This is a genomic window from Nesterenkonia sp. (assembly GCF_029265375.1).
Taxonomy (GTDB): domain Bacteria; phylum Actinomycetota; class Actinomycetes; order Actinomycetales; family Micrococcaceae; genus Nesterenkonia.
Window position 1 is genome coordinate 133,017 of the sequence record NZ_JAJUJJ010000001.1, and the last position, 24,979, is coordinate 157,995.

A 24,979-nucleotide genomic window follows, 5' to 3' on the forward strand; every position below is an offset into this window, starting at 1 on the left:
GGCCGGCGCAGCTGACCGCGGCGCGCCCCGCGGCTGGCTCGACCGCTACTTCCACATCAGCGAGCGCGGCTCCACTGTGGGGCGCGAGATCCGCGGCGGGCTGGCCACCTTCCTGGCCATGTCCTACATCATCGTGCTCAACCCGCTGATCATCGGCGCGGCGGCCGACTCGACGGGCCAGTACCTGGGCGGCGGCAGCGAGCCGAACCTGCCGGCAGTGGCTGCGGCGACCTCGCTGATCTCCGGTGTGCTGACCATTGTGATGGGCGTGGTGGGCAAGTTCCCCATGGCGGTGTCATCCTCCCTGGGGCTGAGTGCGTTCATCACCTACGGCATTGTGATGCTGCCGGGAATGACCTGGGCGGATGCGATGGGCCTGGTGGTGATCGAAGGTGTGATCCTGCTGGTGCTGGTGCTCACCGGATTCCGCTCAGCGATCTTCAACGCTGTGCCGCCGCCGCTGAAGATCGCCATCAGCGTGGGAATCGGACTGTTCATCGCGCTGATCGGCATGATGAACGCCGGATTCATCCAGAACACCGGCGGCGCAGCCCTGGAGCTGGGAGTCGGCGGCTTCGTCTTCGGCTGGCCGCTGCTGATCTTCCTGGTCGCGCTCTTCGCCCTGTTCGTGATGTGGTCGGCCAATGTCCGCGGCGCGATCCTGTATTCGATTGTCGCCGCCACTGTGCTGGCAATCACGGTGGAGTCGGTCCTGCGGGTGGGGCCGGCCACCGAGGAGCAGCCCTACGGCTGGGATCTGACCGTCCCCACGCTGGATCAGGACTGGTTCACCCTGCCGGACTTCTCACTGCTGGGCGAGTTCAATCTGCTCGGCTCCTGGCAGTCGGTGGGCGTGGTCGCCGCCACCCTGCTGGTCTTCACTCTGCTGCTGGCCAACTTCTTCGACCTGCTGGGCACGATGGTGGGTGTCTCCAACGCCGGAGGCATCAAGGATGAGCAGGGCGAGATCCCCTACTCCCGACGGATCATGGTCTCCGATGCCATCGGCACCATCGGCGGCGGAATGGGCTCCACCTCGGTGAACTCCGGCTTCATCGAGTCCACTGTGGGTGTGGGCGACGGCGCGCGTACCGGTCTGGCCAATGTGGTCACCGGCGCGCTGTTCCTGGCCACGATTGTGCTGGCCCCGCTGGCGGCGGTGATCCCCACTGAGGCGGCTTCGGCCACGCTGGTGCTGGTGGGCTTCCTGATGATGCAGCAGATTGTGCGCATCGACTGGAACGACCTGGAGATCGCGATTCCGGCGTTCATGACCGTGGTGATCATGCCGTTCAGCTATTCGATCACCAACGGCATCGGCGCCGGATTCGTCACCTTTGTGGTCATCAAGGTGCTGCGCGGGAAGTTCCGCGAGGTCCACCCGCTGATGTGCATCACCGCGGCGATGTTCATCCTCTACTTCGTCTCCGGGCCGATCCAGGACGCCCTCGGGGTCAGCTGAGGGCGGGGCAGGCCGAGGACCGGCGTCAGTCCTGCGGGTCCCCTGCCCCCTCCTCAGGTCCGTGCCGGCGGCGCCGCAGGTGCAGCGGCGGCTCGACGTCGATGGCGGCAGTGTCCTGGTAGCCCTCGGGGTCCAGCTCATAGCCGCGCCGGTCCATCCATCGGGTGAACCGGCGGAACAGGTGGTCAAAGATCCACCCGAGCAGGGCCGCCACTGCTATGCCGACCGCCAGCGAGACCAGGGTGTTGTCGAAGATCGCTCCGCCGGCGGCACCGATGCCCACGCACCAGAACGCCCACACGATCGATGCGGCGGCATCAATGATCAGGAACCGGCGCACCGAGAAGCCGGTGGTCCCGGCCACAAAGTTGATCGCGACCCGGCATCCGGGGACGAAACGACCGATGAAGATGAGGAAGACGCCGCGCTTGTCCAGCCCGTGACGGGCCCACAGCAGGGTCCGCTGCATTCCGGGCCGCCGCATCCACCGGAACCGCTCGGTTCCGATGGCCTGTCCGATCCGGTAGGCGATGTAGTCACCGAGCACTGCGCCGGCGGCGGCGACCGGAACCACCCAGAACCAGGCGGGGGTTCCCGGCTCGGTGTGCACCGAGCCCAGTCCCACCACCAGCGAGTCTGACGGCACCACGGGGAAGAACCCGTCGATGACGCAGAGCACGAACAGCCCGATGAGCGTCCACCACCCGGAGGCGGCGTCCAGGATGAGCTCATTGAGCACCGACATCAGTTCGCTGAAGTGCATCGCGCCTCAGTGGTGGCCGTTGGGCCAGGTCACAGGTCTTCTGCAGTGATTCGGCGGTGGATCAGCGTCGGCGCCGGCAGCTGCGTGCCCTCCGGCTCCACGGAGACCGCCTCGGTCAGGGCCTCCTCGGCCCGGGGGATGCGGTGCTCCTGGTCCGTGCACAGGGTCAGCAGCGGCTGCCCGGCGGTGACGGTGTCCCCGGGCTTGGCGTGGATACGCACTCCCGCGGCAGCCTGCACCGGGTCCTCCTTGCGGCTGCGGCCGGCTCCCAGCCGCCAGGCGGCGACTCCCACGGCGTAGGCGTCCAGCCGGCTGAGCACTCCGGAGGCCGGAGCAGTCACGGTGTGCTGGTGCCTCGGCTGCGGCAGGGGCGCATCGGGGTCTCCGCCCTGCGCGCTGATCATCTGCCGCCAGGAGTCCATGGCCTGCCCGCCGCGCAGGTGCTCTGCGGGGTCCACTCCAGTGATGCCGGCACCGGCGAGCATCTCAGCGGCCAGGGCCACGGTCAGGTCGACGACGTCGTCCGGTCCTCCCCCGGCCAGCACCTCCAGAGACTCTTCGACCTCCATGGCGTTGCCGGCGGTCATGCCCAGCGGTGTGCTCATCTCGGTCAGCAGCGCAGTGGTGCGCACCCCGGCGTCGGTGCCCAGGGCCACCATGGTGCGGGCCAGCTCCTCGGCGTCGTCGTGGGTCTTCATGAACGCCCCGCTGCCGACCTTGACGTCGAGCACCAGGGCATCGGTGCCTTCGGCGATCTTCTTGGACATGATGGAGCTGGCGATCAGCGGGATCGATTCCACTGTGCCGGTCACATCCCGCAGGGCGTAGAGCTTCTTGTCGGCCGGTGCCAGTGACGCACCGGCTGCGCAGATCACCGCGCCGACGGTGTCCAGCTGGTTCAGGATCTCCTGGTTGGACAGCTGAGCACGCCATCCGGGGATGGACTCCAGCTTGTCCAGGGTGCCGCCGGTGTGGCCGAGGCCGCGGCCGCTCAGCTGAGGCACAGGGACCCCGAAGGAGGCCACCAGGGGAGCCAGCGGCAGGGTGATCTTGTCCCCCACTCCGCCGGTGGAATGCTTGTCCGCGGTCAGTCTGCGGGTCCCGTCGGCCCGGGTGAGGCTGCTGAAGTTCATGCGCTCGCCGGAGGCGATCATCGCCTGGGTCCAGTCGGCGATCTCGGCGCGGTCCATTCCGCGCAGCAGCACGGCCATGGCCAGGGCGCTCATCTGCTCCTCGGCCACGTCGCCGGCGGTGTAGGCGGAGATGACCCAGCGGATCTGGTCTCCGCTGAGCCTGCCGCCGTCGCGCTTGGTGCGGATCACGTCCACCGCGTCATAGCTGGTCGGGTCTGTGGCGGCGCGGCTCACGCGCTGACCTCCTGCAGGTCGCTGGGCCCGAAGGCCTCGGGCAGGATCCCGTCGATACCGGTGATCCCGCGTGGGGTGAGGATGCGGAACTCCTCGGCGGCGAATTCGTTGAGCAGCTGACGGCAGCGTCCGCAGGGGGTGATGGTCTCTCCATCGGCGTTGACGCAGGTGAAGGCGGTCAGCTTCCCGCCTCCGGTCAGCTGCAGCTGCCCCACCAGGGTGCATTCGGCGCACAGCCCCACACCGTAGGAGGCGTTCTCCACATTGCAGCCGGTGATCACCCGGCCGTCCTCGGTCAGTGCCGCCGCGCCCACCGGATAGCCGGAATAGGGTGCGTAGGCGCGCTGCATTGCCTCGCGGGCCGCCTGGGTCAGTGCGGCGAAGTCTGTCTGGGCCATGAGAGCAATCCTACGGCGAGCAGGGCTCAGCGCCGGGCTCCGAGCTCAGCCACGGCGGTCTCGGCCACGGCGGCCATGACCTTCACGCCCACTGCGATGGCCCGCTCATCGGGTGCGTAGTCGCCGCGGTGCAGATCATAGGACTCCCCGTCCGGGGTGCGGGTGCCCAGCCGGAACATGGATCCGGGAACCTCCTGGGTCATCCAGCCGAAGTCCTCCCCGCCCATGGACTGCTCGGCCAGGGTGAGGCAGTTGGTGCCCAACACCTGCTTGGCGGCGGCGTCGATCATGGCGGTCTCGGTCTCCGAGTTGATCACCGGCGGCACGCCGCGGACGTGGTCGAGCTGAACGTCGACGCCGTAGGCGGCAGCGGCCTGCTGCACCACCGGGCCGAGCACCCCGCCAGCTTCCTTCCACGCCTCGGCGTCGAGGATGCGCATAGTTCCGTGCAGGGTCCCTTCGGAGGGGATGGCGTTGGCAGCGTTGCCGGCGTGGATGTGGCCCCAGACCAGGGAGACGCCGCTGCGGGCGTCGATGCGGCGGGCCAGCACCGCCGGCACCATGGTGGCGATATGCCCCAGCGCTCCGACCACGTCCTCGGTCAGGTGCGGCCGGGAGGTGTGCCCGCCGCGTCCGGTGACATCGATGCGCACCAGGTCTGAGGCTGAGGTGATGGCTCCGATGCGGGTGCCAATCGCCCCGACGGTCAGCTTCGGGTCGCAGTGCAGCGCGAAGATCCGCGGGACGGGGTTGAGCACGCCCTGGGCGACCACCTCCCGGGCCCCGCCGGGGAACTTCTCCTCAGCCGGCTGGAAGATCACCCGGATGCGGGCGGCGAGCCGACCCTGCTGGTGCAGCCGCTGACAAGTCAGGGCCAGGCCCAGCATCACCGTGGTGTGGATGTCGTGGCCGCAGGCGTGGGCGGCGTCGTCGTTCTCGGAGGCGTAGGGAAGCCCCGTGGTCTCGGTGATCGGCAGGGCGTCGATATCGCCCCGGAAGGCTGCGGCGATCGGGGCGTGCTCGTCGCCGACGTCGACGAACAGCCCGGTGGTCTCCTTCAGCATCTGCGGCTGCAGCCCGGCGGCGCGCAGCGCCTCGGCGATCCGCTCGGTGGTGCGCCGCTCCTGCCAGGAGAGCTCAGGGTGGCGGTGGATATCGCGCCGGAAGTCGATCAGCTGCTGCTCCAGCTCGGCGATGATCTCCCCGGTGCCGGGGGCCGGCTCGGTGGCGCCTTCGACCTCGGCGTCGACCCGAGCGGTGGTGTCCGAGTCTCCCTGCTCCGGACTCCGCTGTCTGCCGTCGGTGCTCACTCGCTCAGAGGACATCGGAATCTCCCTTCTCCTTCAGCGCCTCCACGGCCTTCTTCACGCTTTGAGCGTGGTCGGTGGTGGTCACCAGCAGCGCGTCCTCGGTGTCGACCACCACGATGTTCTCCACTCCGATCAGCGCCACCACCCGCTGGGTGTCGGAGACCACGACGCCGGAGGCGTCCTCGGAGTACACACGCGGCTTGGTGCCCAGCACGGTCATCGACTCCTGGTGGGCGGCCGGGTTCAGCCGTGCGATCGCGGCGAAGTCCCCGACGTCGTCCCAGGTGAACTCCCCGGGGATGACGGCCACGTCTCCCGCCTCAGCGGCCGGTTCGGCCACGGCGTAGTCGATGGCGGTCTTCGGCAGTGTGGGCCAGACGCGCTGCAGCACCTCCTCGCGCTGCTCGGTGTCCCAGGCGGCGGCGATCTCCTGCAGTCCGGCGTGCAGCTCGGGTTCGGCACGGGCCAGGTGCTGCAGCATCAGCGCCACCGGGCCGACGAACATCCCGGCGTTCCACAAGTAGTTCCCAGAGTCCACATACTGCTGGGCTGCCTCTTCACCGGGCTTCTCCACGAACTCGATCACGTGCCGGGCGTGCGGTGCGCCGTCGGCGGGATAGCGCTCCCCCACCCGGATGTAGCCGAAGCCGGTGGCCGGGTAGGTCGGTTTGATGCCGATGGTCACGATCCGCCCGGTGGCTGCGGTGGCCACTGCCTCCCGCACCGCTTCCTGGAAGACGTCCACCGGCGCGATCACCTGGTCGGCGGCGAAGGAGCCCATAATGATGCGCGGGTCACGGCGGTGCAGGATGGCGGCGGCCAAGCCGATGGCGGCGGCTGAGTCCTTCGGCTCAGGCTCCAGCACCAGATCTGCGTCATCAAGCTCGGGGATCTGGGCAGTGACGGCCTCGCGGTGCTTCTGCCCGGTGACCACCAGGACGCGGTCCTGCGCCACTGGGGTCAGCCGTTCGAAGGTGGAGCGGATCAGGGTGGTGCCGGAGCCGGTGAGGTCGTGCAGGAACTTCGGGGCGTCGGCCCGGGACAGGGGCCAGAGCCTGGTGCCCACCCCGCCTGCGGGGATCACGGCGTGGAAGCGTTGGAACGCGTCAGAGCTTGAAGTCACCCCACCAGACTAATGCCCAGCACCCGGTGGTCCCGGCGTCACAACTGAGACAGAAGATTGCATTTCTTCTACATCGTGTAGAAGTCGTCGTCGGCTGCCGCCATTCCGTAGCAGCTGGGCCGAAGCACTAAGATGGTCGGCGGCCTGACAGGCCTGTGACCTGCGCCACACAACCGCGCGTGAGGCACGGCGTGCCGTAGGCTTGTCAGGAGATCGCTCAACGCACGGGCGTCACAACTGAACAGCTCCCGCAGGCGATCGCACCGCACCCGAGTCAGCGGGACTTTCACCCCATGCGACCGACGCTTCGAAAGGTTAAGGACAGGTGACGCAGACAAAGACCTCCCCCGGCGGCAGGGGAACTCTCTATAAGGGCCGCGAAGGCATGTGGTCCTGGGTCGGCCACCGGATCACCGGTGTCGGCATCTTCTTCTTCCTATTGGTCCACGTGCTGGACACCTCGCTGGTGAGAGTGTCCCCGGAGGCCTACAACGCAGTGATCGGAGCCTATAAGCACCCGATCATGGTCCTCGGCGAGATCGGCCTGGTCGGCGCCATCGTCTTCCACGCCTTCAACGGGCTGCGGATCATCCTGGTCGACTTCTGGAAGCAGGGCACCCGCTACCACCGGCAGATGCTGTGGGCAGTGCTGGTGCTGTGGTTCGTGACGATGGTCGGCTTCTCCGTGCGCCATCTGATGACGTTCTTTGAGGGCTGGGAAGGTTTCTGAGATGACGACGACTAACTCTGACGCAGTGCTGCCGGCTCAGGGCATCGAAGCCCCCCGGTCCGGCCGCATCGACCCGAAGTACCTGCGCTCCAATCCTTCGGCCGGCTCCTTCGAGATGGTGGCCTGGGTGTTCATGCGCGTCTCCGGCGCGGCGCTGGTGGTGCTGATCTTCGTCCACCTGTGGGTCAACCTGATGGTCGGCGACGGGATCCACCAGATCGACTTCGCGTTCGTGGCCGGCAAATGGTCCAACCCGGTGTGGCAGTTCTGGGACCTGACCATGCTGTGGCTTGCCATGCTGCACGGCACCAACGGCATGCGCACCATCATCAATGACTACGCGGAGAAGGACTCCACCCGGCTGTGGCTGAAGTCGATCCTCTACCTGGCCGCCACGGTGATCATCATCCTGGGAACCATGGTGATCTTCACCTTCGAGGCGTGCCTGGTCAACGAGGCCGGCGAGCTGCTGGAGTACGCACCGGCCTTCTGCGAGAACGTCACGCAGTAGGCGTCCCCCGCGCAGCAGAACAGAACCCCTGACGCAAGCATCTAAGAGAAGAGAGCCGAACTGACCATGCAGGTTCATAAGTACGACGTCGTGATCGTCGGCGCCGGCGGTGCGGGCATGCGCGCCGCCATCGAGTCCGGCCAGCGCGCGCGCACCGCCGTGCTGACCAAGCTCTACCCCACCCGGTCCCACACCGGCGCGGCGCAGGGCGGCATGTGCGCCGCCCTGGCCAATGTGGAGGAGGACAACTGGGAGTGGCACACCTTTGACACGGTCAAGGGCGGAGACTACCTAGTGGACCAGGACGCGGCGGAGGTGATGGCCAAGGAGGCCATCGACGCTGTGCTGGACCTGGAGAAGATGGGGTTGCCGTTCAACCGCACCCCTGAGGGCAAGATCGATCAGCGCCGCTTCGGAGGGCACACCCGCGACCACGGCAAAGCCGCCGTGCGCCGGGCCTGCTACGCCGCCGACCGCACCGGTCACATGATCCTGCAGACCCTCTACCAGAACTGCGTCAAGCACAATGTGGAGTTCTTCAACGAGTACTACGTGCTGGACCTGATCACCGTGGAGGAGGAGGCCACACGCGACGACGGCACCACCTACAAGCAGAAGCGGGTGGCCGGGGTGGTCTCCTACGATCTGGCCTCCGGGGAGATCCACATCTTCCAGGCCAAGTCGGTGGTCTTCGCCTCCGGCGGTCTGGGCAAGATCTTCAAGACGACATCGAATGCCCACACCCTCACCGGCGACGGTATGGCCATCGCCTACCGGGCCGGCATCCCGCTGGAGGACATGGAGTTTGTCCAGTTCCACCCCACCGGCCTGGCCGGCCTGGGCATTCTGCTCTCCGAGGCCGCTCGCGGCGAAGGCGGCATCCTGCGCAACTCAGAGGGCGAACGCTTCATGGAGCGCTACGCGCCGACCATCAAGGATCTGGCTCCGCGCGACATTGTGGCCCGTTCCATGGCCAATGAGGTTCGCGAGGGCCGCGGCTGCGGGCCGAACAAGGACTATGTGCTGCTGGATCTGACCCACCTGGAGCCGGAGCACATCGACGCCAAGCTGCCGGATATCACTGAGTTTGCCCGGACCTACCTGGGTGTGGAGCCCTACACCGAGCCGGTGCCGGTCTTCCCGACCTGCCACTACGCCATGGGCGGGATCCCCACCAATATCAAGGCCGAGGTGCTGCAGGACAATGAGACGGTGGTGCCCGGGCTCTACGCCGCCGGCGAGGTCGCCTGCGTCTCGGTGCACGGCTCCAACCGGCTGGGCACCAATTCGCTGCTGGACATCAATGTCTTCGGCAAGCGGGCCGGAATCTACGCGGCCGAGTACGCCTCCGGCGCGGACTTTGTGGAGCTGCCCGAGGCCCCGCAGACCTTTGTGGAGGACCAGCTGAGCATGCTGCGGGACTCCTCCGGCTCCGAGCGGGTCGGCGCGATCCGCGCCGAGCTGCAGGAGACCATGGACGCCAATATGCAGGTGTTCCGCTCCGAGGAGACCATCAAGCAGGCTCTGAGCACCATTGGAGAGCTCAAGCGCCGCTACACCAACATCACCGTGCAGGACAAGGGCAAGCGCTTCAACCTGGATCTGCTGGAGGCCATTGAGCTGGGCTTCCTGCTGGACATGGCTGAGGTGATGACCGTCTCGGCGCTGCACCGCAAGGAGTCCCGCGGCGGGCACTACCGCGAGGACTACCCGGACCGCGACGACGAGAACTTCATGCTGCACTCGATGCTGTACAAGGACGAGAACGCTGAGACTGAAGGCATCTCCGGCATTCGTTTCGACACCAAGCCGGTGGTCTTCACCCGCTACGAGCCGATGGAGCGTAAGTACTGATGAGCACTCCCACCGTTGAGCAAGAACCCGCCTCGAAAGTCGATCTGGCGGAGTCCGGTGATGGCGCCGGCGCCGTTCAGAGCTTCGACATCACCCTGAAGGTCCGCCGCTACGACCCGGAGCGCTCCGAGGACGCCTGGTGGGATGAGTGGCAGCTGACCATGTACGGCACCGACCGTGTGCTGGACGCCCTGCACAAGGTCAAATGGGAGATCGACGGCTCCCTGACCTTCCGGCGGTCCTGCGCCCACGGCATCTGCGGCTCCGATGCGATGCGCATCAACGGCCGCAACCGGCTGGCCTGCAAGACCCTGCTGAAGGATCTGGACACCTCCAAGCCGATCACTGTGGAGGCCATCAAGGGTCTGCCGGTTGAGAAGGATCTCATTGTGGACATGGAGCCGTTCTTCCAGTCCTACCGCGAGATCATGCCTTTCCTGGTCAACAATTCGCCTGCCCCCACCGCGGAGCGGCTGCAGTCCCCGGAGGACCGTGCGCGGTTCGATGACACCACCAAGTGCATCCTCTGCGCGGCCTGCACCTCCTCCTGCCCAGTGTTCTGGACCGACGGCCAGTACTTCGGCCCTGCGGCGATCGTCAATGCCCACCGGTTCATCTTCGACTCCCGCGACGACGCCGGGGATATGCGCCTGGAGGTCCTCAATGACAAGGAGGGCGTGTGGCGCTGCCGCACCACCTTCAACTGCTCCGAGGCCTGCCCGCGCGGCATCGAGGTCACCAAGGCCATCCAGGAGGTCAAGACCGCGATCCTGACCCGGTCCATGTGACCGAATGCCGGCCGGTGGACATCGGCCGAAACGGACGAAGGCGGCACCCCCTGCTCAGGGTGCCGCCTTCGCCGTCTCTGCGCCGGCTCAGATGCCGGCGTCGTGCAGCACCTGCGGATCAGTCCAGCGGCACGGTATGGCTCAGTTCGACCACGGAGCCTGCAGCCGCGACGACGCTGCCGGAGGCGACCAGCTCTGCGGCTTCTGCCAACTCAGGGGCCAGAAACCGGTCCGCCCCTGGGCCGGGGACGCGGGTTCGCAGCGTCTCCAGCACTGCGCCGGTGGCCGGTGACGGGGCGACCTGCCGAAGGTCGATTCCCCGGGCTGCTGCGCAGATCTCCACGCCGAGCACCGCGGTAAGGTTCTCCAGAGCCTGCCGCAGCTTCCGCGCGGCGGACCATCCCATTGCAACGTGGTCTTCCTGCATGGCTGAGCTGGGGATGGAGTCCACACTGGCAGGTGCTGCCAGTCGTTTGGTCTCCGAGACCAGTGCGGCCTGAGTATAGTGGGCGATCATCATGCCGGAGTCGACACCGGGATCGTCGGCGAGGAACGGTGGGAGTCCCTGGTTCCGGCTGGTGTCCATCAGCCGGTCGGTTCGGCGTTCAGCGATCGAGGCCACGTCGGCTGTCACGATAGCCAGAAAGTCCAGGGCGTGTGCCAGGGGCGCACCATGGAAGTTGCCGTTGGATGAGACACCCCCGGAGTCCAGGACTACCGGATTGTCGATGGCTGCGCGCAGCTCCCGGCGGGCCACCTGGTAGGCATACTCCAGAGCGTCCCGGGCAGCGCCGTTCACCTGGGGTGCGCACCGCAGCGAATAGGCGTCCTGCACCAGATGGTCCGAGTCTCGGTGTGAGGCCACAATCCCCGAGTCCCGCAGGAGGGCTCTCATATTGCCGGCGCTCAACGTCTGACCCGGGTGCGGACGCAGCGGTTCGAAAAGCTCCGGCAGGAAGACCTGGTCGGTTCCGTGGAGGGCCTCCACGCTCATCGCAGCCGAAATGTCTGCAGCGGTGAGCAGGTTTTCCATATCCCGGAGTGCAAGGATGAGCATCCCCAGCATGCCGTCGGTCCCATTGATCAGTGCCAGGCCTTCCTTCTCCGCCAGCTCGACCGGCGCGATGCCGGCCTCGGCGAGCGCCTCAGCGGCGGGCATCGAGCGCCCCTGGCTGTCCAGGACCTCACCCTCTCCCATCGTCACCAGGGCGCATGCCGCCAAGGGAGCCAGGTCACCGGAGCAGCCCAGGGAGCCGTGCTCGGGCACCACCGGTGTGATGCCGGCGTTGAGGATGTCCAGGTAGGTGGTCAGCACCTGTGGCCGCACTCCGGTCCGGCCGGAGGCCAGGGTCTTGGCGCGCAGCAGCATCAGAGCGCGAACCACTTCCGTCTCGACGGGCCGGCCGATCCCGGCCGCATGAGAGCGGACCAGAGACTTCTGCAGCTGGGCGCGCAGCGGCTGCGGGATGTGCCGTTGGGCCAGTGCCCCAAAACCTGTGGACACCCCGTAGACCGGGCGATCCTGACCGGCAAGGGATTCGACGGCTCCTCTGGAGTCAGCGACGCTGCGGAGCGTGTCCTGGTCGATATCTACCCGAGCACCGAATCGGGCCACTGCCACGACCTCCGCCGGGCTCAGCGTCTCAGGATTCAGAACGACGGCTTCCACAGGTTTCCTTTCGGGTAGGGGTTCTTCGATGGGAGTGGTTCCATCAGCGCAGGCGTTGCCCCTTGCGCCACACCGCATATGTCATCGGCATCCCTGGACGGTAGGCCAAATGGATGGCTCTGGGTGCATCCAGCATGTGCAGATCGGCACGTTTGCCGACTTCGAGAGAGCCGACTTCGTGGTGAGCCCCCAGCGAGACCGCGGCGCTGAAGGTGGCGGCGCGGATCGCTTCCTTCAGGCTCAGACGCATCTGCAGCACGGCTGTGCTGACATTGAAGTTCATCGAGGTGGTGTAGCTGGTGCCGGGGTTGCAGTTGGAGGCCAGCGCGATGGGGACTCCTGCGTCAAGCAGCTGCCGGGCCGGGGCCAAGGGCTGACGGGTGGAGAGGTCGCAAGCCGGAAGGCATGTGGCCGTGGTCCCGGGGGTGCCTTCGGCCTGTCCGGCGTCCCAGTCCGTCCAGGTGTCATGCAGTGCATCGATGTCAGCTTCGCTGAGGTAATTGACATGGTCGACGCTGGCTGCGCCGAGCTCCACGGCCAATTGCACCCCGGGACCCGGGCCGAGCTGGTTTCCGTGAACTCGCAGTCCGAGTCCTGCCTCTTTCGCTGCGCTGAGCACCTGCCGCGACTGGTCGGCGGTGAAGGCTCCTTCCTCGCAGAAGACGTCGGCCCATTGGACGTGCCGGCGGACAGCCTCCAACATGGGGCCGGCTGCCAGGGCGGTGTAGGACTCCGCCTCCTCGCCCGGAGGGACGAGGTGGGCACCCAGGTAGGTGACGGCGTCGACCTCACCTGCCTGTCGCAGTTCGTCCAGCAGCCGGGCGTGCCGGGCTTCCTCATCCAGGCTGAGTCCGTAGCCGGTCTTCGTCTCCAGGTAGGTGGTTCCCCCCGCGACAGCCTCAGCGATGCGTCGGCTCACCAGGGTCTTCAGTCGTGCGTCGGAGGCGCTCCTGGTGGCTTCCATGGTGGTGCTGATCCCACCTGCGACGTAGTCGGCCCCCGCCATCCGCGCTTCAAACTCTTCACTGCGATCGCCGTCGAAGACCAGGTGGGTGTGGGAGTCCACCCAGCCGGGCAGCACAGCCCGGCCCGCGGCGTCGAATCTCTCGTCGGCCGCTGGGGCCCGGTCGGCGGATCCGATCCAGGCGATGCGGCCGCCCTCAATGACGAGCGCCGCATCATGCAGCACCCGGTCAGCCTGGTCCACTGTGACCAGTTCCCCAATATTCGTGACGAGCGTGGTGGTCATAGCGAGCTCCTCTCGCTGCGAAGCTGTGATGTGAAGGGTGAGAGGGTTTTCTGGTCAGTCCTCATGTGAGAGCCACGACGAGGTAGGCCAGCGGGGTGGCGATCACCAGCGACAGCACAACGCGCTGGAGCCAAATGACAAGCATGTGCCAGAGCTTCACCGGAATCTCTGTAGCCAGCACAGAGGGCACCATCGCGGAGAAGAAGATCACTGCCGAGACGCACAGTACACCGATGACCAGTCGCAGAACCTCGGACTCATGGCCGGCTACGAGCGTTGCCGGCAGGAACATCTCAGCCACGCCGACTGCGGCAGCTGTGGAGGCCAGCCCCGGGTCGGGCAGTTGGACGACCCAGGCAAAGGGATAGAAGAGATAGCCGATCCATTCGAAGACCGGGGTGTGAAGTGCCAGCACGAGTCCGATGAGCCCTACCGACATAATGGAGGGCAGGATCTGCATCGACATCAGCAGACCGTCTCGGAAGTTTGTGAGCACATTCTTCCACAGCGGCGGAGCAGTGCGCAGTGCCTGACCGGCCTCGCCCCAGGCCGCGTTGACCCGATCGTTGGTGATCCTCTGCTCGGGTTTGGGCTCGACGCCGGGATAGTAGTCCTCACCGATAGTGCGCAGCGGCGGGATGCGCACCACGATAGCGGTGACTGCGAAGGTCACCACCAGGGTGAGGAAGAAGTACCAGAGCCAGATGCCCATCAGGTCCAGGGTATTGGCCACCACGATCATGAAGGTGGCGGAGACCGTGGAGAACCCCGTGGCGATGATCACCGCCTCCTTGGCGTTGTACCGCCCGGTTTTGTACACCCGGTTGGTGATCAGCAGCCCGACTGAGTAGCTGCCCACGAAGGAGGCCACAGCATCGATGGCTGAGCGTCCGGGCGTTTGCCACAGCGGACGCATCACCGGGCGCAGCAGCACCCCGAGGAACTCCATGAGCCCGTAGCCGACCAGCAGGGCCAGGAAGATTGCGCCGACAGGCACCAGCAGCCCCACCGGGATGACCAGGGCGTTGTAGAGGAACGGTCCCAGATCCGGGTCGAAGAGCCACCCCGGCCCGTAGTTGAAGACAATCATCGACCCGGCCGCCAACCCAAGGATGTTGAGGAAAGCGAAGACTGTCCGCAGCGGTGACTGCCGCCACCGGCCTGAGACGAACGGGTAGGCCGTGCCGGCGGCGATCAGGGTTAGTGCGACATACCTGTCGGCCTCGCCGAGCACCTCGCGCAGAAAAGTCACGAGGTGATCCAGGGGAATCGTGCTGTTCTCACCGATGGTGATCGGGACGAAAAACATGAAGACGCCGATGCCGCTGTAGAGGAAGAACCGCCAGACAGCCGGGGGCCGCGCAGGGGTGGTCGGGGGAGTTTCTGCTGCGGTCATGATCTCTCGCTTACGGTTTCTCAAGGGCAGGTTGGTGACGTGAGCCTGTCCTCACCCGGCCGGGCTCATCGGGATGCGGACTCCGCGCTCGGCGGAGACCTGAGCGGCGCGCTCGTAGCCGGCGTCGACGTGCCGGATGACGCCTGTGGCTGGATCATTGGTCAGCAGTGCCTCGAGCTTGGCGGCAGCCAGCTCGGTGCCGTCAGCCACGCCCACCTGGCCGGCATGGATGGACCTGCCGATGCCCACTCCCCCGCCGTGGTGGATCGAGACCCAGGTCGCCCCGGAGCTGGCGGCGGTCAGCGCGTTCAGCAGCGGCCAGTCTGCGACGGCGTCCGAGCCGTCGAGCATCGCCTCCGTCTCACGGTAGGGGGAAGCCACTGATCCGGAATCGAGGTGGTCACGGCCGATGACGATCGGTGCCTTGACCTTCCCCTCGGCGACCAGTCGGTTGAACAGCAGTCCGGCCTTGTGGCGCTCCCCGTAGCCGAGCCAGCAGATCCGGGCGGGCAGTCCCTCGAACTCGACGTACTCTGCTGCGGCGTCGATCCACGTGTGCAGGTGCTTATTCTCTGGGAAGAGCTCTTTGATGGCCTCATCTGTGACGCGAATATCCTCTGGGTCTCCGGAGAGCGCCACCCAGCGGAATGGCCCCAGTCCCTCGCAGAACAGCGGTCGGATGTATGCCGGGACAAACCCGGGGAAATCGAATGCTCTCTGGTAACCGGCAGCACGGGCTTCGTCGCGGATGGAGTTGCCGTAGTCGAAGACCTCGGCGCCGAGGTCCTGGAAACCCACCATGGCTTCCACATGACGCGCCATGGACTCCTGAGCTTTCTTGGTGAAACCGGTCGGGTCCTCTTCGGCCGCAGACTGCCACTCCTCCACGGTGTAGTCCACAGGCAGATAGGACAACGGGTCGTGGGCTGAGGTCTGATCGGTGACGATGTCGAAGGAGACTTCCCCGGCTTTCTGGCGCTGCAGCAGGTCTGGGAAAACTTCGGCCGCGTTGCCCACATACCCCACCGACAGCGCCCGCTGCTCCTGCTTCGCTGCGGTGACCTTGGCCAGGGCTGTCTCGAGGTCGGTCTCCACCTCGTCGAGGTAGCGTTTGGACTTTCGGCGCCTCAGCCGTTCCTCTGAGACGTCCACTATGAGCACCGCTCCCCCATTGAGGGTCACCGCCAGCGGCTGTGCCCCGCCCATTCCTCCGCAGCCGCCGGTGAGGGTCAGCGTGCCGGCGAGAGTGTTCTTGAAGCGCTTTCGGCCGATGGCGGCGAAGGTCTCGAATGTGCCTTGGAGGATGCCTTGGGTGGCGATGTAGATCCACGAGCCGGCGGTCATCTGCCCGTACATCATCAGCCCCTCGGCTTCCAGCCTGCGGAACTCGGGCCAGGTGGCCCAGTCGCCGACCAGGTTGGAGTTGGCGATCAGCACCCGTGGGGCCCACGTGTTCGTCCGCAGGACGCCGACCGGCTTACCGGACTGAACCAGCAGAGTCTCGTCCTCTTCGAGATCTTTGAGCGTCTCCACGATCGCGTCATATGCCTCCCAGCTGCGGGCGGCCCGGCCAGTACCGCCGTAGACGACCAAGTCCTCAGGACGCTCGGCGACCTCGGGATCGAGATTGTTCATGAGCATGCGCAGCGGAGCCTCAGTCTGCCAAGACTTGGCCGATCGTTGGGGTCCTCGCGGAGCCCTGATCTGCCGGGAGGGGTCGTGCTGGGTGAAGCCTGAAGTCATCGGGAGCCTTTCCGTGGCCAAGACGTGCGAAGATTTCACTGCATGACATGCGATTTTCACACATTACAACTATGATCTGGGTTACATGCAAGTCCTGGGTGGCAGAATCTTCTGTGATCACCCGTTCCCGAGACCGAAAATGGGGCGAGTTTCTATGAGCAGGTTCGTTTCGGCAGCACCATGGACAGGGCGGGACGACGGGGAGGGGCCGGAGCATGCGCGGTGGCATTCTGCTGTTCGTCCGGCCGAGGAGCTCAGCAGCGCCGATCCCGATGAGCCTCGGCTTGAACCGGCCCAGATCCGGGTGCTGGGGTTCTGCTCCGACGAAGGAGTGCGACGCAATGGAGGGCGCCAGGGCGCCGCGCAGGGGCCGGCTGCGCTGCGCAGGGCCCTGGGTGCTGCGGCAGTGCACGGTCCCCTGGCCTCCGGCGAGCTGACAGTTGCGGACCATGGGGATGTTGTCGTGGACGGCACTGGCCTGGAAGATGGTCAGGCGGCGGCCGGCCAGGCGGTTGCCTCGGCACTCAACGCGCCCGGCACGTCTCTGACCGTCATCCTTGGCGGCGGACACGAGACAGCTTGGTCGTCCTACCTTGGGCTCCGGAGGTCACAGCTGCTGGGGTCAGCCTCCAGACCGCTGCGGTGGGGTGTGTTGAACCTGGACGCACATTTCGATCTGCGCCGGGAGGATCGTCCCACCTCCGGCACTCCGTTCCTGCAGATGGCCCGGGCTGAAGAGGAAGCCGGCCACGCTCCGCTGAACTACGCAGTGTTGGGAATAGCGCAGCCTGCCAACACCGGTGTTCTCTTTTCTCGCGCCCGGGAGCTGGGGGTGCGGTGGATGACTGATGTGGAGTGTGCCGAAGCCGGCGCTTCAGGGGTGAGCGCCTTCGTGGAGGAGTTCGCCGCCGAGGTGGATGTGCTCTATCTCAGCGTCGATCTTGACGTCCTCCCTGCGGCAGTTGCCCCGGGAGTTTCGGCCCCGGCAGCGCTGGGTGTCGACACCGGTCTGATCGCGGCTGCTGTGCGCGCCGCGGCTTCCAGCGGAAAGCTGCGACTCCTGGACGTGGTAGAGCTCAACCCTGCGCTTGATGTGGATCAACGGACTGCCAGGACTGCTGCCCGGCTGATCGATGAGGCAGTCCGTACAATGTACAGCGTTCACATCTGATGAGAGAAAGTGTATGCCGGAGTCTTCCACTCGTACCGTTCAGCGGGCGCTGACTCTGCTGGCAGCGGTGTGCGAGCAGGGCACTGCCAGCTTGGCTGAAGCAGCTCGGGAGGCTGACCTCTCAGCCAGCACTGCGCTGCGGCTGATGCGGACCCTTGAGGCTTCAGGCTTCCTTGCCCGCTCTGAGGACGGGATGTTTCGGCCAGGCCCGTGGCTGATCAGATTAGGCGCCAAGACGTTGAGTCGCGAGATGCTGATTCCGCTGAGTCAAGAGCCGATGGAGTCCGTGGTGAACGCCACGGGGGAATCGGTCTATCTCTCGGTTCCCGGTCTTCATGAGACGGCGATGTACATCGCCATCGTTGAGGGAACTTTTTCTGTGCGCCATACCAACTGGGTAGGGCGCACAGTTCCCATGGAGGGCTCCGCTGCGGGACAGGTGCTCCGCGGTGAAACGCCGGACACCGGTTACGTGGTGCTGCAGAACACAGTGGAGGATGATGTCACTGCGATCTGTGCCCCCATCTCTGCAGGAGGACGCGTCGTTGCCGCAATGAGCACTCTGGTTCCCACCTATCGCTTGGACGAGCAGCGACAACGTGCCTGCGGGAACGCGCTGGTGGAAGCGACGGCACGAGTCTCTGAGGCATTAGGAGCAGAGTAGTGCCAGCACCGGGCTCTGGGTGTCAGCAGAGCAGGACCGGGGCTCGGCTCCCCTTCATACTCCGGCGTCGTGCAGCACACGCACGGTGTTCTCCCACGTCAGCTTGGCCAGGTCCTGGTTCGACCAGCCCCGCTCCACCAGTGCGCTGAGCAGGGCGGGGTACTCGCTGACCCGCTCCAGGCCCTTCGGGCCGGCCGGGACGCCGTCGTAGTCTCCGCCCAGGCCGATGTGGTCGATGCCGGCCACCTCGCGGGCGTGCTCCAGGTGCGCGACGACGTCGTCGATCCCCGCCTGCTCGGGCTGGCTGCTGATGAACTTCGGCACGAAGGTGACCATCTGCACTCCCCCGTTGTCCCGCAGCCGCTGCAGCACCTCATCGGGCACATTGCGCGGATGGTCGTGGACGGCGCGGCAGGAGGAGTGGGAGAAGATCACCGGCATGGTGGTCACATCCAGTGCGTCATGCATGGTCTGTTCGTGCACGTGGGAGAGGTCCACCAGCATGCCGATGCGGTTCATCTCGGCCACCACCTCGCGGCCGAAGCGGGTCAGACCGTAGTTCACCGGCTCCCCGGTGGCTGAGGCGGCCCAGGCGGTGTTGTCATTGTGGGTCAGGGTCATATAGCTCACCCCGAGCCGGCGGAGCATGCGCAGCACTGCCAGGGAGCCGGCGATGCTGTGCCCGCCTTCAGCACCCAGCAGGGAGGCGATCCTGCCGGCGGCCCGCGCCTGGTCCACCTCGGCGGCGGTGACCGCCAGCTGCAGGTCGGCCGGGAAGGCCGCTGCCAGCCGGTAGACGCAGTCGATCTGCTCCAAGGTCGCGGCCACGGCCTCCGGCTCGGACAGGCTGGAGGGGACGTAGACCGACCAGAACTGGCCTCCGACGCCGCCGCGGCGCAGCGAGGGGATATCGGTGTGCAGCTCGGTGTTGCCCTCCCCTACGGAGGCAGCATGAATGTCATAGTTCCACTTCTCACGCAGCGCCCAGGGCAGGTCGTTGTGCCCGTCGAAGACCGGTGCGTCCTCAAGCACCTGGGCCAGCGTCTGTGATGCAGTGTATTCAGCCATGGTCCCAGCCTACGGCGTGGCGGCCGCCGCCAGGCTCAGCGACGTCGCTCACCGGCATCCGCTGCGGCCACCGCACCCCACGCTGAGGCCATCAGATACACCAGGCTGAACAGGTAGAAGTAGAAGAACAGGCCCAGCACCGTGGCGAAGGGCGCCAGCACGGGGTTGTCCGTGTCTGCGAAGTTCTGCAGCAGCTGGGTGGAGCCCAGCCGCAGCAGGGAGGCGCCGATTCCGGCGATGAGGGCGGACTGCCACAGCGCAGAGATCGGCATCACCAAGCGCGAGGCCACCCGCATCAGCAGCACTGCTACGATCATGTCCAGCACAAAGGAGATGCCCAGGGTGAAGTGCCCCACCGCGGCGCGCCAGAATCCTTCCGGGTCCCAGTGCATGAACTCCCAGACGGCGTCGATGAAGACCCGGGTGATCAGTCCGGCGGCAGCGGTGCTGACGATCACCAGCCCCAGCACGAGCATCAGCCCCAGGTCCCGGGCCTTGACCACCACCACGTTCTCCGCCATCAGCGGTCGTTCCCAGATGCTGCGGATGCCTGAGCGCAGTCCGTGCATCCAGGACAGCGAGGTCATCACGGTCAGGGCCAGGGAGACGGCCAGCCCCAGGCCCAGGCCGGAGGTGGAGAACAGGTCTGCTGGGGCGGCAATATGGTTCTCCCCAGAGCCGAGCACCCCGGGCAGCACAGTGTTGACTGCACTGACGATCAGCTGCTGGTACTCCTCATTGCCGCCGATGATCAGCCCGGCGATGGAGAAGCTGGCGAAGAGCATGGCCGCCACGGAGAAGAACATCATGTAGGCCGCCCCTGCGGCCATGACGGTGCCGTAGTGGAAGAAGAAGAGGTTCAGGGCCCGCAGCACCCGGGTGCGCTGGGCGCGAGCCAGTCCCCAGCCGATCAGCGGGCCGACCAGCCCCAGGCCTGATTTCCCGTCCCGGCGCGCCCGGCCGTAGGCCATCCGGGCCTGCAGCTCCTGCTGCTTCAGGGTCTCGATCTGAAGCGGGTTGACCTTGGCGCGGACCTCCTGGCCGTCGTCGAGCTTCTCCACTGTGGACCGCGCCGAGTCCAGAATCCCCCCGGTGGAGGTCCGTTCGGCGTGGCTGCGCGGACGCAGGCGGGAGGGGTAGTAGTCCATCTCTCAGTGGGCCGGCAGGAACCCGACCTTCTCGTAGACTTCGGCCAGAGTCGCGGAGGCGACCTGACGGGCTTTGGCAGCGCCCTTGGACAGCAGGGCATCCAGTTCAGCAGGGTCGTCCAGCAGCTGCTCGGCCCGGTCGCGCACCGGCCGCAGCCGCTCCACGGCGATGTCTGCCAGGTCCACTTTCAGGTGCCCGTACATCCGGCCCTGGTACTCGGCTTCGATCTCTGCCACCGGGCGTCCGGTCAGCGCCGAGTAGATGGTCAGCAGATTGGAGACCCCCGGCTTGGTCTCCGGGTCGAAGCGGATCTCGGTGCCGTCGTCGGTCACCGCCGATTTGATCTTCTTGGCGATCTGCTTATCGGTGTCCAGCAGGTTGAGCACTCCGTTGGGCGAGGAGGCAGACTTGGACATCTTGGCCCCAGGGTTCTGCAGGTCGTAGATCCGGGCGCCGTCGGCGGGGATCATCGGCTCCGGCACCCGGAAGGTCTCGCCGAAGCGGTGGTTGAACCGTTGTGCCAGGTTCCGGGTCAGCTCCACATGCTGCTTCTGGTCCTCCCCCACCGGCACCCCGTGGGGCTGGTAGAGCAGGATGTCTGCCGCCTGCAGCATCGGGTAGGTGAACAGTCCGACGCCGGCGGAGTCGACTCCCTGCTTGGCGGACTTGTCCTTGAACTGAGCCATCCGGGAGGCTTCGCCCATGCCGGTCAGGCAGGTCATGATCCATCCCAGCTGGGCGTGCTCGGGCACATGGGACTGCACGAACAGAGTGGAGCGGTCCGGGTCGATGCCTCCGGCGATGTACTGCGCGGCGGTGCGGCGGATCCGGGTGCGCAGCTCCTCAGGGTCCTGCGGCACGGTGATGGCGTGCATATCAGGGATGAAGAAGAATGCGTCGTAGGTCTCCTGGGTGCGCACCCAGTGGATAAGGGCGCCGAGGTAGTTGCCCAGGTGCAGCGAGTCCCCGGAGGGCTGCATCCCGGAGAGTACGCGGGCTCCGGCGGCCGGCTGGCTGCTGTGTGTCCCCTCAGTCATGGCTGCCATCCTATCTGCGCTGTGCTGCGGCTGGGCGCACCGGTGCGCCCAGCTGCGGATTCGTCTGGGTGTGCGGCCGGGGGCGGCGGCCCCCGAGGCGGGAAAGAAGGCCTGGTTCAGGGCAGCTGGTAGTCGATCACCAGCGGGGCGTGGTCGGACCAGCGCAGCGAGTAGTCCAGGGCGCGGTCCACCTTCGGGTTGCTCGCCCGCTGGGCGAGGTCGCCGGTGGCCATGTGGTAGTCGATCCGCCAGCCGGTGTCATTGTCGAAGGCTTTGCCCCGGTAGGACCACCAGGTGTAGGGCCCGTCCACTTCGCCGGCGAGCGATCGGGCGACGTCGACGTATCCGAGCTCGCCGAAGTATTTGTCGAAGTAGGCCCGCTCCTCCGGCAGGAATCCGGAGTTCTTCACGTTGCCCTTCCAGTTCTTGATGTCCAACTCGGTGTGGCCGACGTTGAGGTCGCCCATCACCAGGACGTGGTCGGTGCGCTCAGCCAGCTTGGGCAGGTACTCAAGCATGTACTGCAGGAACCGCATCTTGTGCTCCTGGCGCTGGGTGCCCACCTCCCCGGAGTGCACGTAGACGCTGACCACGGTCAGGGTGGTCCCGTCGGCGAGCTCGTAGTCGGCCTCCAGCCAGCGCCCGTCGTCCTCCGGGTGGCCCTCGCCGATGCCGGCGCGGGTGGCCAGCGGCGCCTGCCGGGAGAGGATCGCCACCCCGGCCCGGCCCTTGTCGGCGGCCTCATGCTCGTGGATGTGCCAGGTCTCGCCTGTGGGCTCGGTCATCTCTTCGGCCAGTTTGGTGAGGATGTCGCCGGTGGCGCGGATCTCCTGCAGGGCCAGGATGTCCAGGTCCCGGTGGGCCAGCCACTGCCCCATGCCTTTGCGGTGCGCGGCCCGGATGCCGTTGACATTGACCGTGCCGATCCGGGTGACCCCGGTCTGCTTGGGGTCGATGATCCGGTGGGGGTGCTCCCCGAAGTCCTTCTCCGGCATGGGTGCCTCAGCCACGTGCTCTCTCCTTCTGTCCTCCGGTTCGGCTCGCGTCGCGCTCAGCGGACGATGTCGCCTTCGATGGTCTCTCCGCCGCCGTCGTCGTCCTCTCCGCCGCGGCGCTGGCGGCCCACATGGTCAGCGAGCATATCGCGTCCGTTGTGCGCCGTGATCTCCACGGTCTCCAGTGCCCGGGCCACCATCTCCGTGTCGGTCTCAGTCCCCTTGTCCAGCTCCTGCCGGATGACTCGGGCCTGCACCTGCACAATCTTGAAGGAGTGGTCCAGCTTCAGGTTCCGGGTGTGGGTGTCCTCGTCGACGACGACGGCGCCAGGGGAGTCCTCCGAGCGGCGGGCTGCTGCATCGGCTCGGGCTGAGTCCACCGCGTCGGAGAACTTGCGGGTACCGCGCCGCACGGTGAGGACCACAATGGTGGCCAGCAGCAGCCATCCGGCGGCGATGACGACCAGGATCCAGCCGATGACGTCATTCTGGTTGGCGGCGAACAGCAGCGCGACCAGCAGCACGGTGATCATCACCGCGAATGCGATGCCGGTGCCGCGGCGTCCGGCGTTGCGCAGGGCGGCCTGCGCCCGCTCGGGAGTGGGCAGGGAGTCTGTCATGGTGACGATTCTTCCAGAGAGTCACCGTAGGGTGGAAACGGTGTCCTTCACCGATCAGACCCGTCAGGAGAGACAATGCCCCAGCTTCCCGAAAGTGTTCAGCAGCAGGGCCCGGAGCGCACCACCTGGATGCGCCGCTACAGCTTGGATCCGGCCCTGGCCGATGACTTCATCCAGTTCCTGACCTCGAAGGTGATCCCGGCCCGCGAGGAGCTGGGCTTCACCGTGGAGTCGATGTGGATCAGCCACGACAAGGCCGAGCTGACCTGGTTCGTCTCCCGTCCTGGTTCTGAGCAGGAGTACGAGGCCGCTGAGCGGGAGTGGGAGGACTCGCAGGTGCGCGCCGAGATCTTCGCCGACGCGCCGGCTGCGGTGCAGGCGAAGGATCTGCATCCGGTCACCCGGCTGCGCTGATCAGCTGCGCTGAGCACGCCGGGCCGCACCGGCGGCGGAGGCGATGCACAGCAGCATGAACCCTCCGATGGTCAGGGCGCTGACTGTCATTCCGAACTGGTGGCCTGCCTGCGCGGTGACACCGAAGTAGACGGCGGTCACAGCGGCCAGGCCCATGGCTGTGACCACCCGCTGCGCGCTCTGGGCCACTCCCCCGGCGGCGCCGGCCATATGTTCGGGCACATCCTGCATGGAGAGGGTCTGCGCGCTGGGGATGATCAGCGCCTGGGCGAAGCCGTTGAACCCCATGGCCAGCGCCACCCACCACAGGGAGCCGTAGCCGGTGTCCATCAGCCAGGCCGCTGCGGCGAGCACCACCATGGATCCTGCCGCGCTGATGCTGCCCAGCAGCAGCATTCGCGGGCCGCTGCGCTCCACCCGCTTACCGACCTGTGAGGCCAGCAGCACCACCATGATGGCGCTGGGCAGGGTCACCAGGCCGGCGAGGAAGGCCCCGTGTCCCAGGCCCTGTTGGACGTAGATGGCCACCACCGCCCAGATCCCCGGCATACCGGCGAAGAACAGGATGAGCACCGCAGAGTTCCACGTGTAGCTGGGCAGCGCGAACAGCCGCAGGTTCACCATGGGTGCTTCCGGGTCCCGGTCGCCGGTGCGCTTCTCCCACCACAGCCACAGGCCCAGCAGCGCGCTGCCGGCAGCAGCGAGGACGCCGCCGAGCAGGTTGGGGAACTGGATGAAGGGCAGCATGATCAGCACGATGGCGGCAGTGAGCAGCAGCGCTCCCACTGGGTCCAGGCGCGCCAGGCCGCGTGCGGATCCGGGGGCTGAGGTGGTGGTCTGCTTGTCCTCGTCGCGGGGCAGCCACAGAAAGGCCGCCAGCAGCCCTGTGACCACCACCGGTACGTTGACCAGAAACACCAGCCGCCAGGAGTGCGGCGGGGGCGCCAGGTCGATCAGCGCGCCTCCGATCAGGGGTCCGGCGGCGACGGCGAACCCGATGACGGTGCTCATCAGCCCGTAGGCCCGCCCTCTGGCGCTGCCGTGGAAGAGCCGCTGGATCATCCCGATGATCTGCGGCACCAGCATGGAGGCGCCCAGGCCCATGACGATGCGCAGCAGGTTGAGCGCCCCGGGGGTGGGCGCAAAGGCTGCCGCCAGTGAGGACAGCCCGAACAGGCTCACTCCGGCCAGGAAGAAGGCTCGCCGTCCCCATAGGTCACCGGCGCGGCCTGCGGGCACCAGGCCCACGCCGAAAGCCAGGGCGTAGCCGGCAAGCACCCACTGCAGGTCGGAGGAGCTGGCCCCCAGCCCCTCCTCCATTGCGGGAAGGGCGACCATCACGGAGGAGACACTCATCAGTGCCGCAAACAGCGGCAGCAGGAGGGCGATCATGACCCGAGCAGTAGGTGCCTGCTGTGTCCCATCTCCCTGATCCGTCACTGTGTCACTGTATACCGGAGATGGCCCATCGGAACGGCGTATGGCCGGACCAGCAGAT

The 24,979-nt window shown here is 66.6% G+C and carries 23 protein-coding genes; 8 read left to right on the forward strand and 15 right to left on the reverse strand.

Features of this window, described 5'->3' with window-relative positions:
* Positions 1 to 76 precede the first annotated feature (76 nt).
* Positions 77 to 1,462: an NCS2 family permease gene (locus Q1K09_RS00575; RefSeq protein WP_300342403.1), complete on the forward strand. Its 1,386-nt coding sequence runs from the start codon at positions 77 to 79 to the stop codon at positions 1,460 to 1,462.
* Positions 1,463 to 1,487: 25 nt separating this feature from the next.
* Here the strand turns inward: Q1K09_RS00575 and Q1K09_RS00580 are convergent, their stop codons facing one another.
* The 5 genes from Q1K09_RS00580 to Q1K09_RS00600 are packed head-to-tail and all read right to left on the reverse strand — an operon-like array spanning position 1,488 to position 6,423.
* Positions 1,488 to 2,225 (reverse strand): DedA family protein, encoded by a 738-nt coding sequence (locus Q1K09_RS00580; RefSeq protein WP_300342312.1) that lies wholly within the window; start codon positions 2,223 to 2,225, stop codon positions 1,488 to 1,490.
* A gap of 29 nt (positions 2,226 to 2,254) precedes the next feature.
* A complete protein-coding gene (locus Q1K09_RS00585; RefSeq protein WP_300342314.1) occupies positions 2,255 to 3,592 on the reverse strand; it encodes a thymidine phosphorylase in 1,338 nt (445 codons plus the stop codon).
* Positions 3,589 to 3,990, reverse strand: coding sequence for a cytidine deaminase (locus Q1K09_RS00590; protein ID WP_300342315.1), 402 nt, complete (start codon positions 3,988 to 3,990; stop codon positions 3,589 to 3,591). Before Q1K09_RS00590 ends, Q1K09_RS00585 begins: the two co-directional genes overlap by 4 nt.
* A gap of 26 nt (positions 3,991 to 4,016) precedes the next feature.
* Positions 4,017 to 5,315, reverse strand: coding sequence for an amidohydrolase (locus tag Q1K09_RS00595; RefSeq protein ID WP_300342316.1), 1,299 nt, complete (start codon positions 5,313 to 5,315; stop codon positions 4,017 to 4,019).
* Positions 5,305 to 6,423: a mannose-1-phosphate guanylyltransferase gene (locus tag Q1K09_RS00600; protein WP_300342317.1), complete on the reverse strand. Its 1,119-nt coding sequence runs from the start codon at positions 6,421 to 6,423 to the stop codon at positions 5,305 to 5,307. Before Q1K09_RS00600 ends, Q1K09_RS00595 begins: the two co-directional genes overlap by 11 nt.
* A gap of 325 nt (positions 6,424 to 6,748) precedes the next feature.
* Between Q1K09_RS00600 and sdhC the strand changes: the two genes are divergently transcribed.
* The 4 genes from sdhC (at position 6,749) to Q1K09_RS00620 (ending at position 10,306) form a co-directional block, all read left to right on the forward strand.
* Entirely contained in the window at positions 6,749 to 7,153 is a 405-nt protein-coding gene (sdhC, locus tag Q1K09_RS00605; RefSeq protein WP_300342318.1) for a succinate dehydrogenase, cytochrome b556 subunit, read from the forward strand.
* Between the two features lies 1 nt (position 7,154).
* Positions 7,155 to 7,664 (forward strand): succinate dehydrogenase hydrophobic membrane anchor subunit, encoded by a 510-nt coding sequence (locus tag Q1K09_RS00610; protein WP_300342319.1) that lies wholly within the window; start codon positions 7,155 to 7,157, stop codon positions 7,662 to 7,664.
* 66 nt (positions 7,665 to 7,730) lie between these two features.
* Positions 7,731 to 9,518 carry a succinate dehydrogenase flavoprotein subunit gene (gene sdhA / locus Q1K09_RS00615; RefSeq protein ID WP_300342320.1) on the forward strand — a complete coding sequence of 596 codons (1,788 nt, stop codon included), beginning with the start codon at positions 7,731 to 7,733 and terminating at the stop codon, positions 9,516 to 9,518.
* The gene (locus tag Q1K09_RS00620; RefSeq protein ID WP_300342321.1) at positions 9,518 to 10,306 is read left to right on the forward strand and encodes a succinate dehydrogenase iron-sulfur subunit; all 789 of its coding nucleotides are present in this window, start codon (positions 9,518 to 9,520) and stop codon (positions 10,304 to 10,306) included. The genes sdhA and Q1K09_RS00620 overlap by 1 nt, the downstream gene beginning before the upstream one ends.
* A 118-nt stretch (positions 10,307 to 10,424) precedes the next feature.
* Here Q1K09_RS00620 and hutH read toward each other — a convergent pair whose 3' ends face one another.
* The 4 genes from hutH to Q1K09_RS00640 all read right to left on the reverse strand — a co-directional run bounded on the left by hutH (position 10,425) and on the right by Q1K09_RS00640 (position 16,363).
* Positions 10,425 to 11,975 (reverse strand): histidine ammonia-lyase, encoded by a 1,551-nt coding sequence (hutH, locus tag Q1K09_RS00625; protein ID WP_300342322.1) that lies wholly within the window; start codon positions 11,973 to 11,975, stop codon positions 10,425 to 10,427.
* Positions 11,976 to 12,018: 43 nt separating this feature from the next.
* The gene (gene hutI / locus Q1K09_RS00630; protein ID WP_300342323.1) at positions 12,019 to 13,224 is read right to left on the reverse strand and encodes an imidazolonepropionase; all 1,206 of its coding nucleotides are present in this window, start codon (positions 13,222 to 13,224) and stop codon (positions 12,019 to 12,021) included.
* Positions 13,225 to 13,285: 61 nt separating this feature from the next.
* Complete coding sequence (locus Q1K09_RS00635; RefSeq protein WP_300342324.1) at positions 13,286 to 14,620, reverse strand: YjiH family protein; 1,335 nt, start codon at positions 14,618 to 14,620, stop codon at positions 13,286 to 13,288.
* 51 nt (positions 14,621 to 14,671) lie between these two features.
* Positions 14,672 to 16,363: a urocanate hydratase gene (locus Q1K09_RS00640; RefSeq protein WP_300342325.1), complete on the reverse strand. Its 1,692-nt coding sequence runs from the start codon at positions 16,361 to 16,363 to the stop codon at positions 14,672 to 14,674.
* Positions 16,364 to 16,517: 154 nt separating this feature from the next.
* On the opposite strand from Q1K09_RS00640, the gene hutG reads away from it, so the two are divergent.
* Positions 16,518 to 17,534 carry a formimidoylglutamase gene (gene hutG / locus Q1K09_RS00645; protein WP_300342326.1) on the forward strand — a complete coding sequence of 339 codons (1,017 nt, stop codon included), beginning with the start codon at positions 16,518 to 16,520 and terminating at the stop codon, positions 17,532 to 17,534.
* Positions 17,535 to 17,547: 13 nt separating this feature from the next.
* On the forward strand, positions 17,548 to 18,198 hold the full coding sequence (locus tag Q1K09_RS00650) for a helix-turn-helix domain-containing protein (RefSeq protein ID WP_300342327.1): 651 nt from the start codon (positions 17,548 to 17,550) through the stop codon (positions 18,196 to 18,198).
* 54 nt (positions 18,199 to 18,252) lie between these two features.
* Here Q1K09_RS00650 and Q1K09_RS00655 read toward each other — a convergent pair whose 3' ends face one another.
* From Q1K09_RS00655 to Q1K09_RS00675, 5 genes are all read right to left on the reverse strand, one after another.
* Positions 18,253 to 19,266, reverse strand: coding sequence for a dipeptidase (locus Q1K09_RS00655; protein ID WP_300342328.1), 1,014 nt, complete (start codon positions 19,264 to 19,266; stop codon positions 18,253 to 18,255).
* 35 nt (positions 19,267 to 19,301) lie between these two features.
* Positions 19,302 to 20,414, reverse strand: coding sequence for a YihY/virulence factor BrkB family protein (locus Q1K09_RS00660; protein WP_300342329.1), 1,113 nt, complete (start codon positions 20,412 to 20,414; stop codon positions 19,302 to 19,304).
* A 3-nt stretch (positions 20,415 to 20,417) separates the two neighbouring features.
* Positions 20,418 to 21,452, reverse strand: a complete 1,035-nt coding sequence (gene trpS / locus Q1K09_RS00665) for a tryptophan--tRNA ligase (protein ID WP_300342330.1) — start codon at positions 21,450 to 21,452, stop codon at positions 20,418 to 20,420.
* A 116-nt stretch (positions 21,453 to 21,568) separates the two neighbouring features.
* Positions 21,569 to 22,447 carry an exodeoxyribonuclease III gene (locus tag Q1K09_RS00670; protein WP_300342405.1) on the reverse strand — a complete coding sequence of 293 codons (879 nt, stop codon included), beginning with the start codon at positions 22,445 to 22,447 and terminating at the stop codon, positions 21,569 to 21,571.
* 56 nt (positions 22,448 to 22,503) lie between these two features.
* Complete coding sequence (locus Q1K09_RS00675; protein WP_300342331.1) at positions 22,504 to 23,067, reverse strand: hypothetical protein; 564 nt, start codon at positions 23,065 to 23,067, stop codon at positions 22,504 to 22,506.
* 75 nt (positions 23,068 to 23,142) lie between these two features.
* On the opposite strand from Q1K09_RS00675, the gene Q1K09_RS00680 reads away from it, so the two are divergent.
* Positions 23,143 to 23,481: a hypothetical protein gene (locus Q1K09_RS00680; protein ID WP_300342332.1), complete on the forward strand. Its 339-nt coding sequence runs from the start codon at positions 23,143 to 23,145 to the stop codon at positions 23,479 to 23,481.
* On the opposite strand, the gene Q1K09_RS00685 is transcribed toward Q1K09_RS00680, so the two are convergent.
* Positions 23,482 to 24,921: an MFS transporter gene (locus tag Q1K09_RS00685; protein ID WP_300342333.1), complete on the reverse strand. Its 1,440-nt coding sequence runs from the start codon at positions 24,919 to 24,921 to the stop codon at positions 23,482 to 23,484.
* Positions 24,922 to 24,979 lie beyond the last annotated feature (58 nt).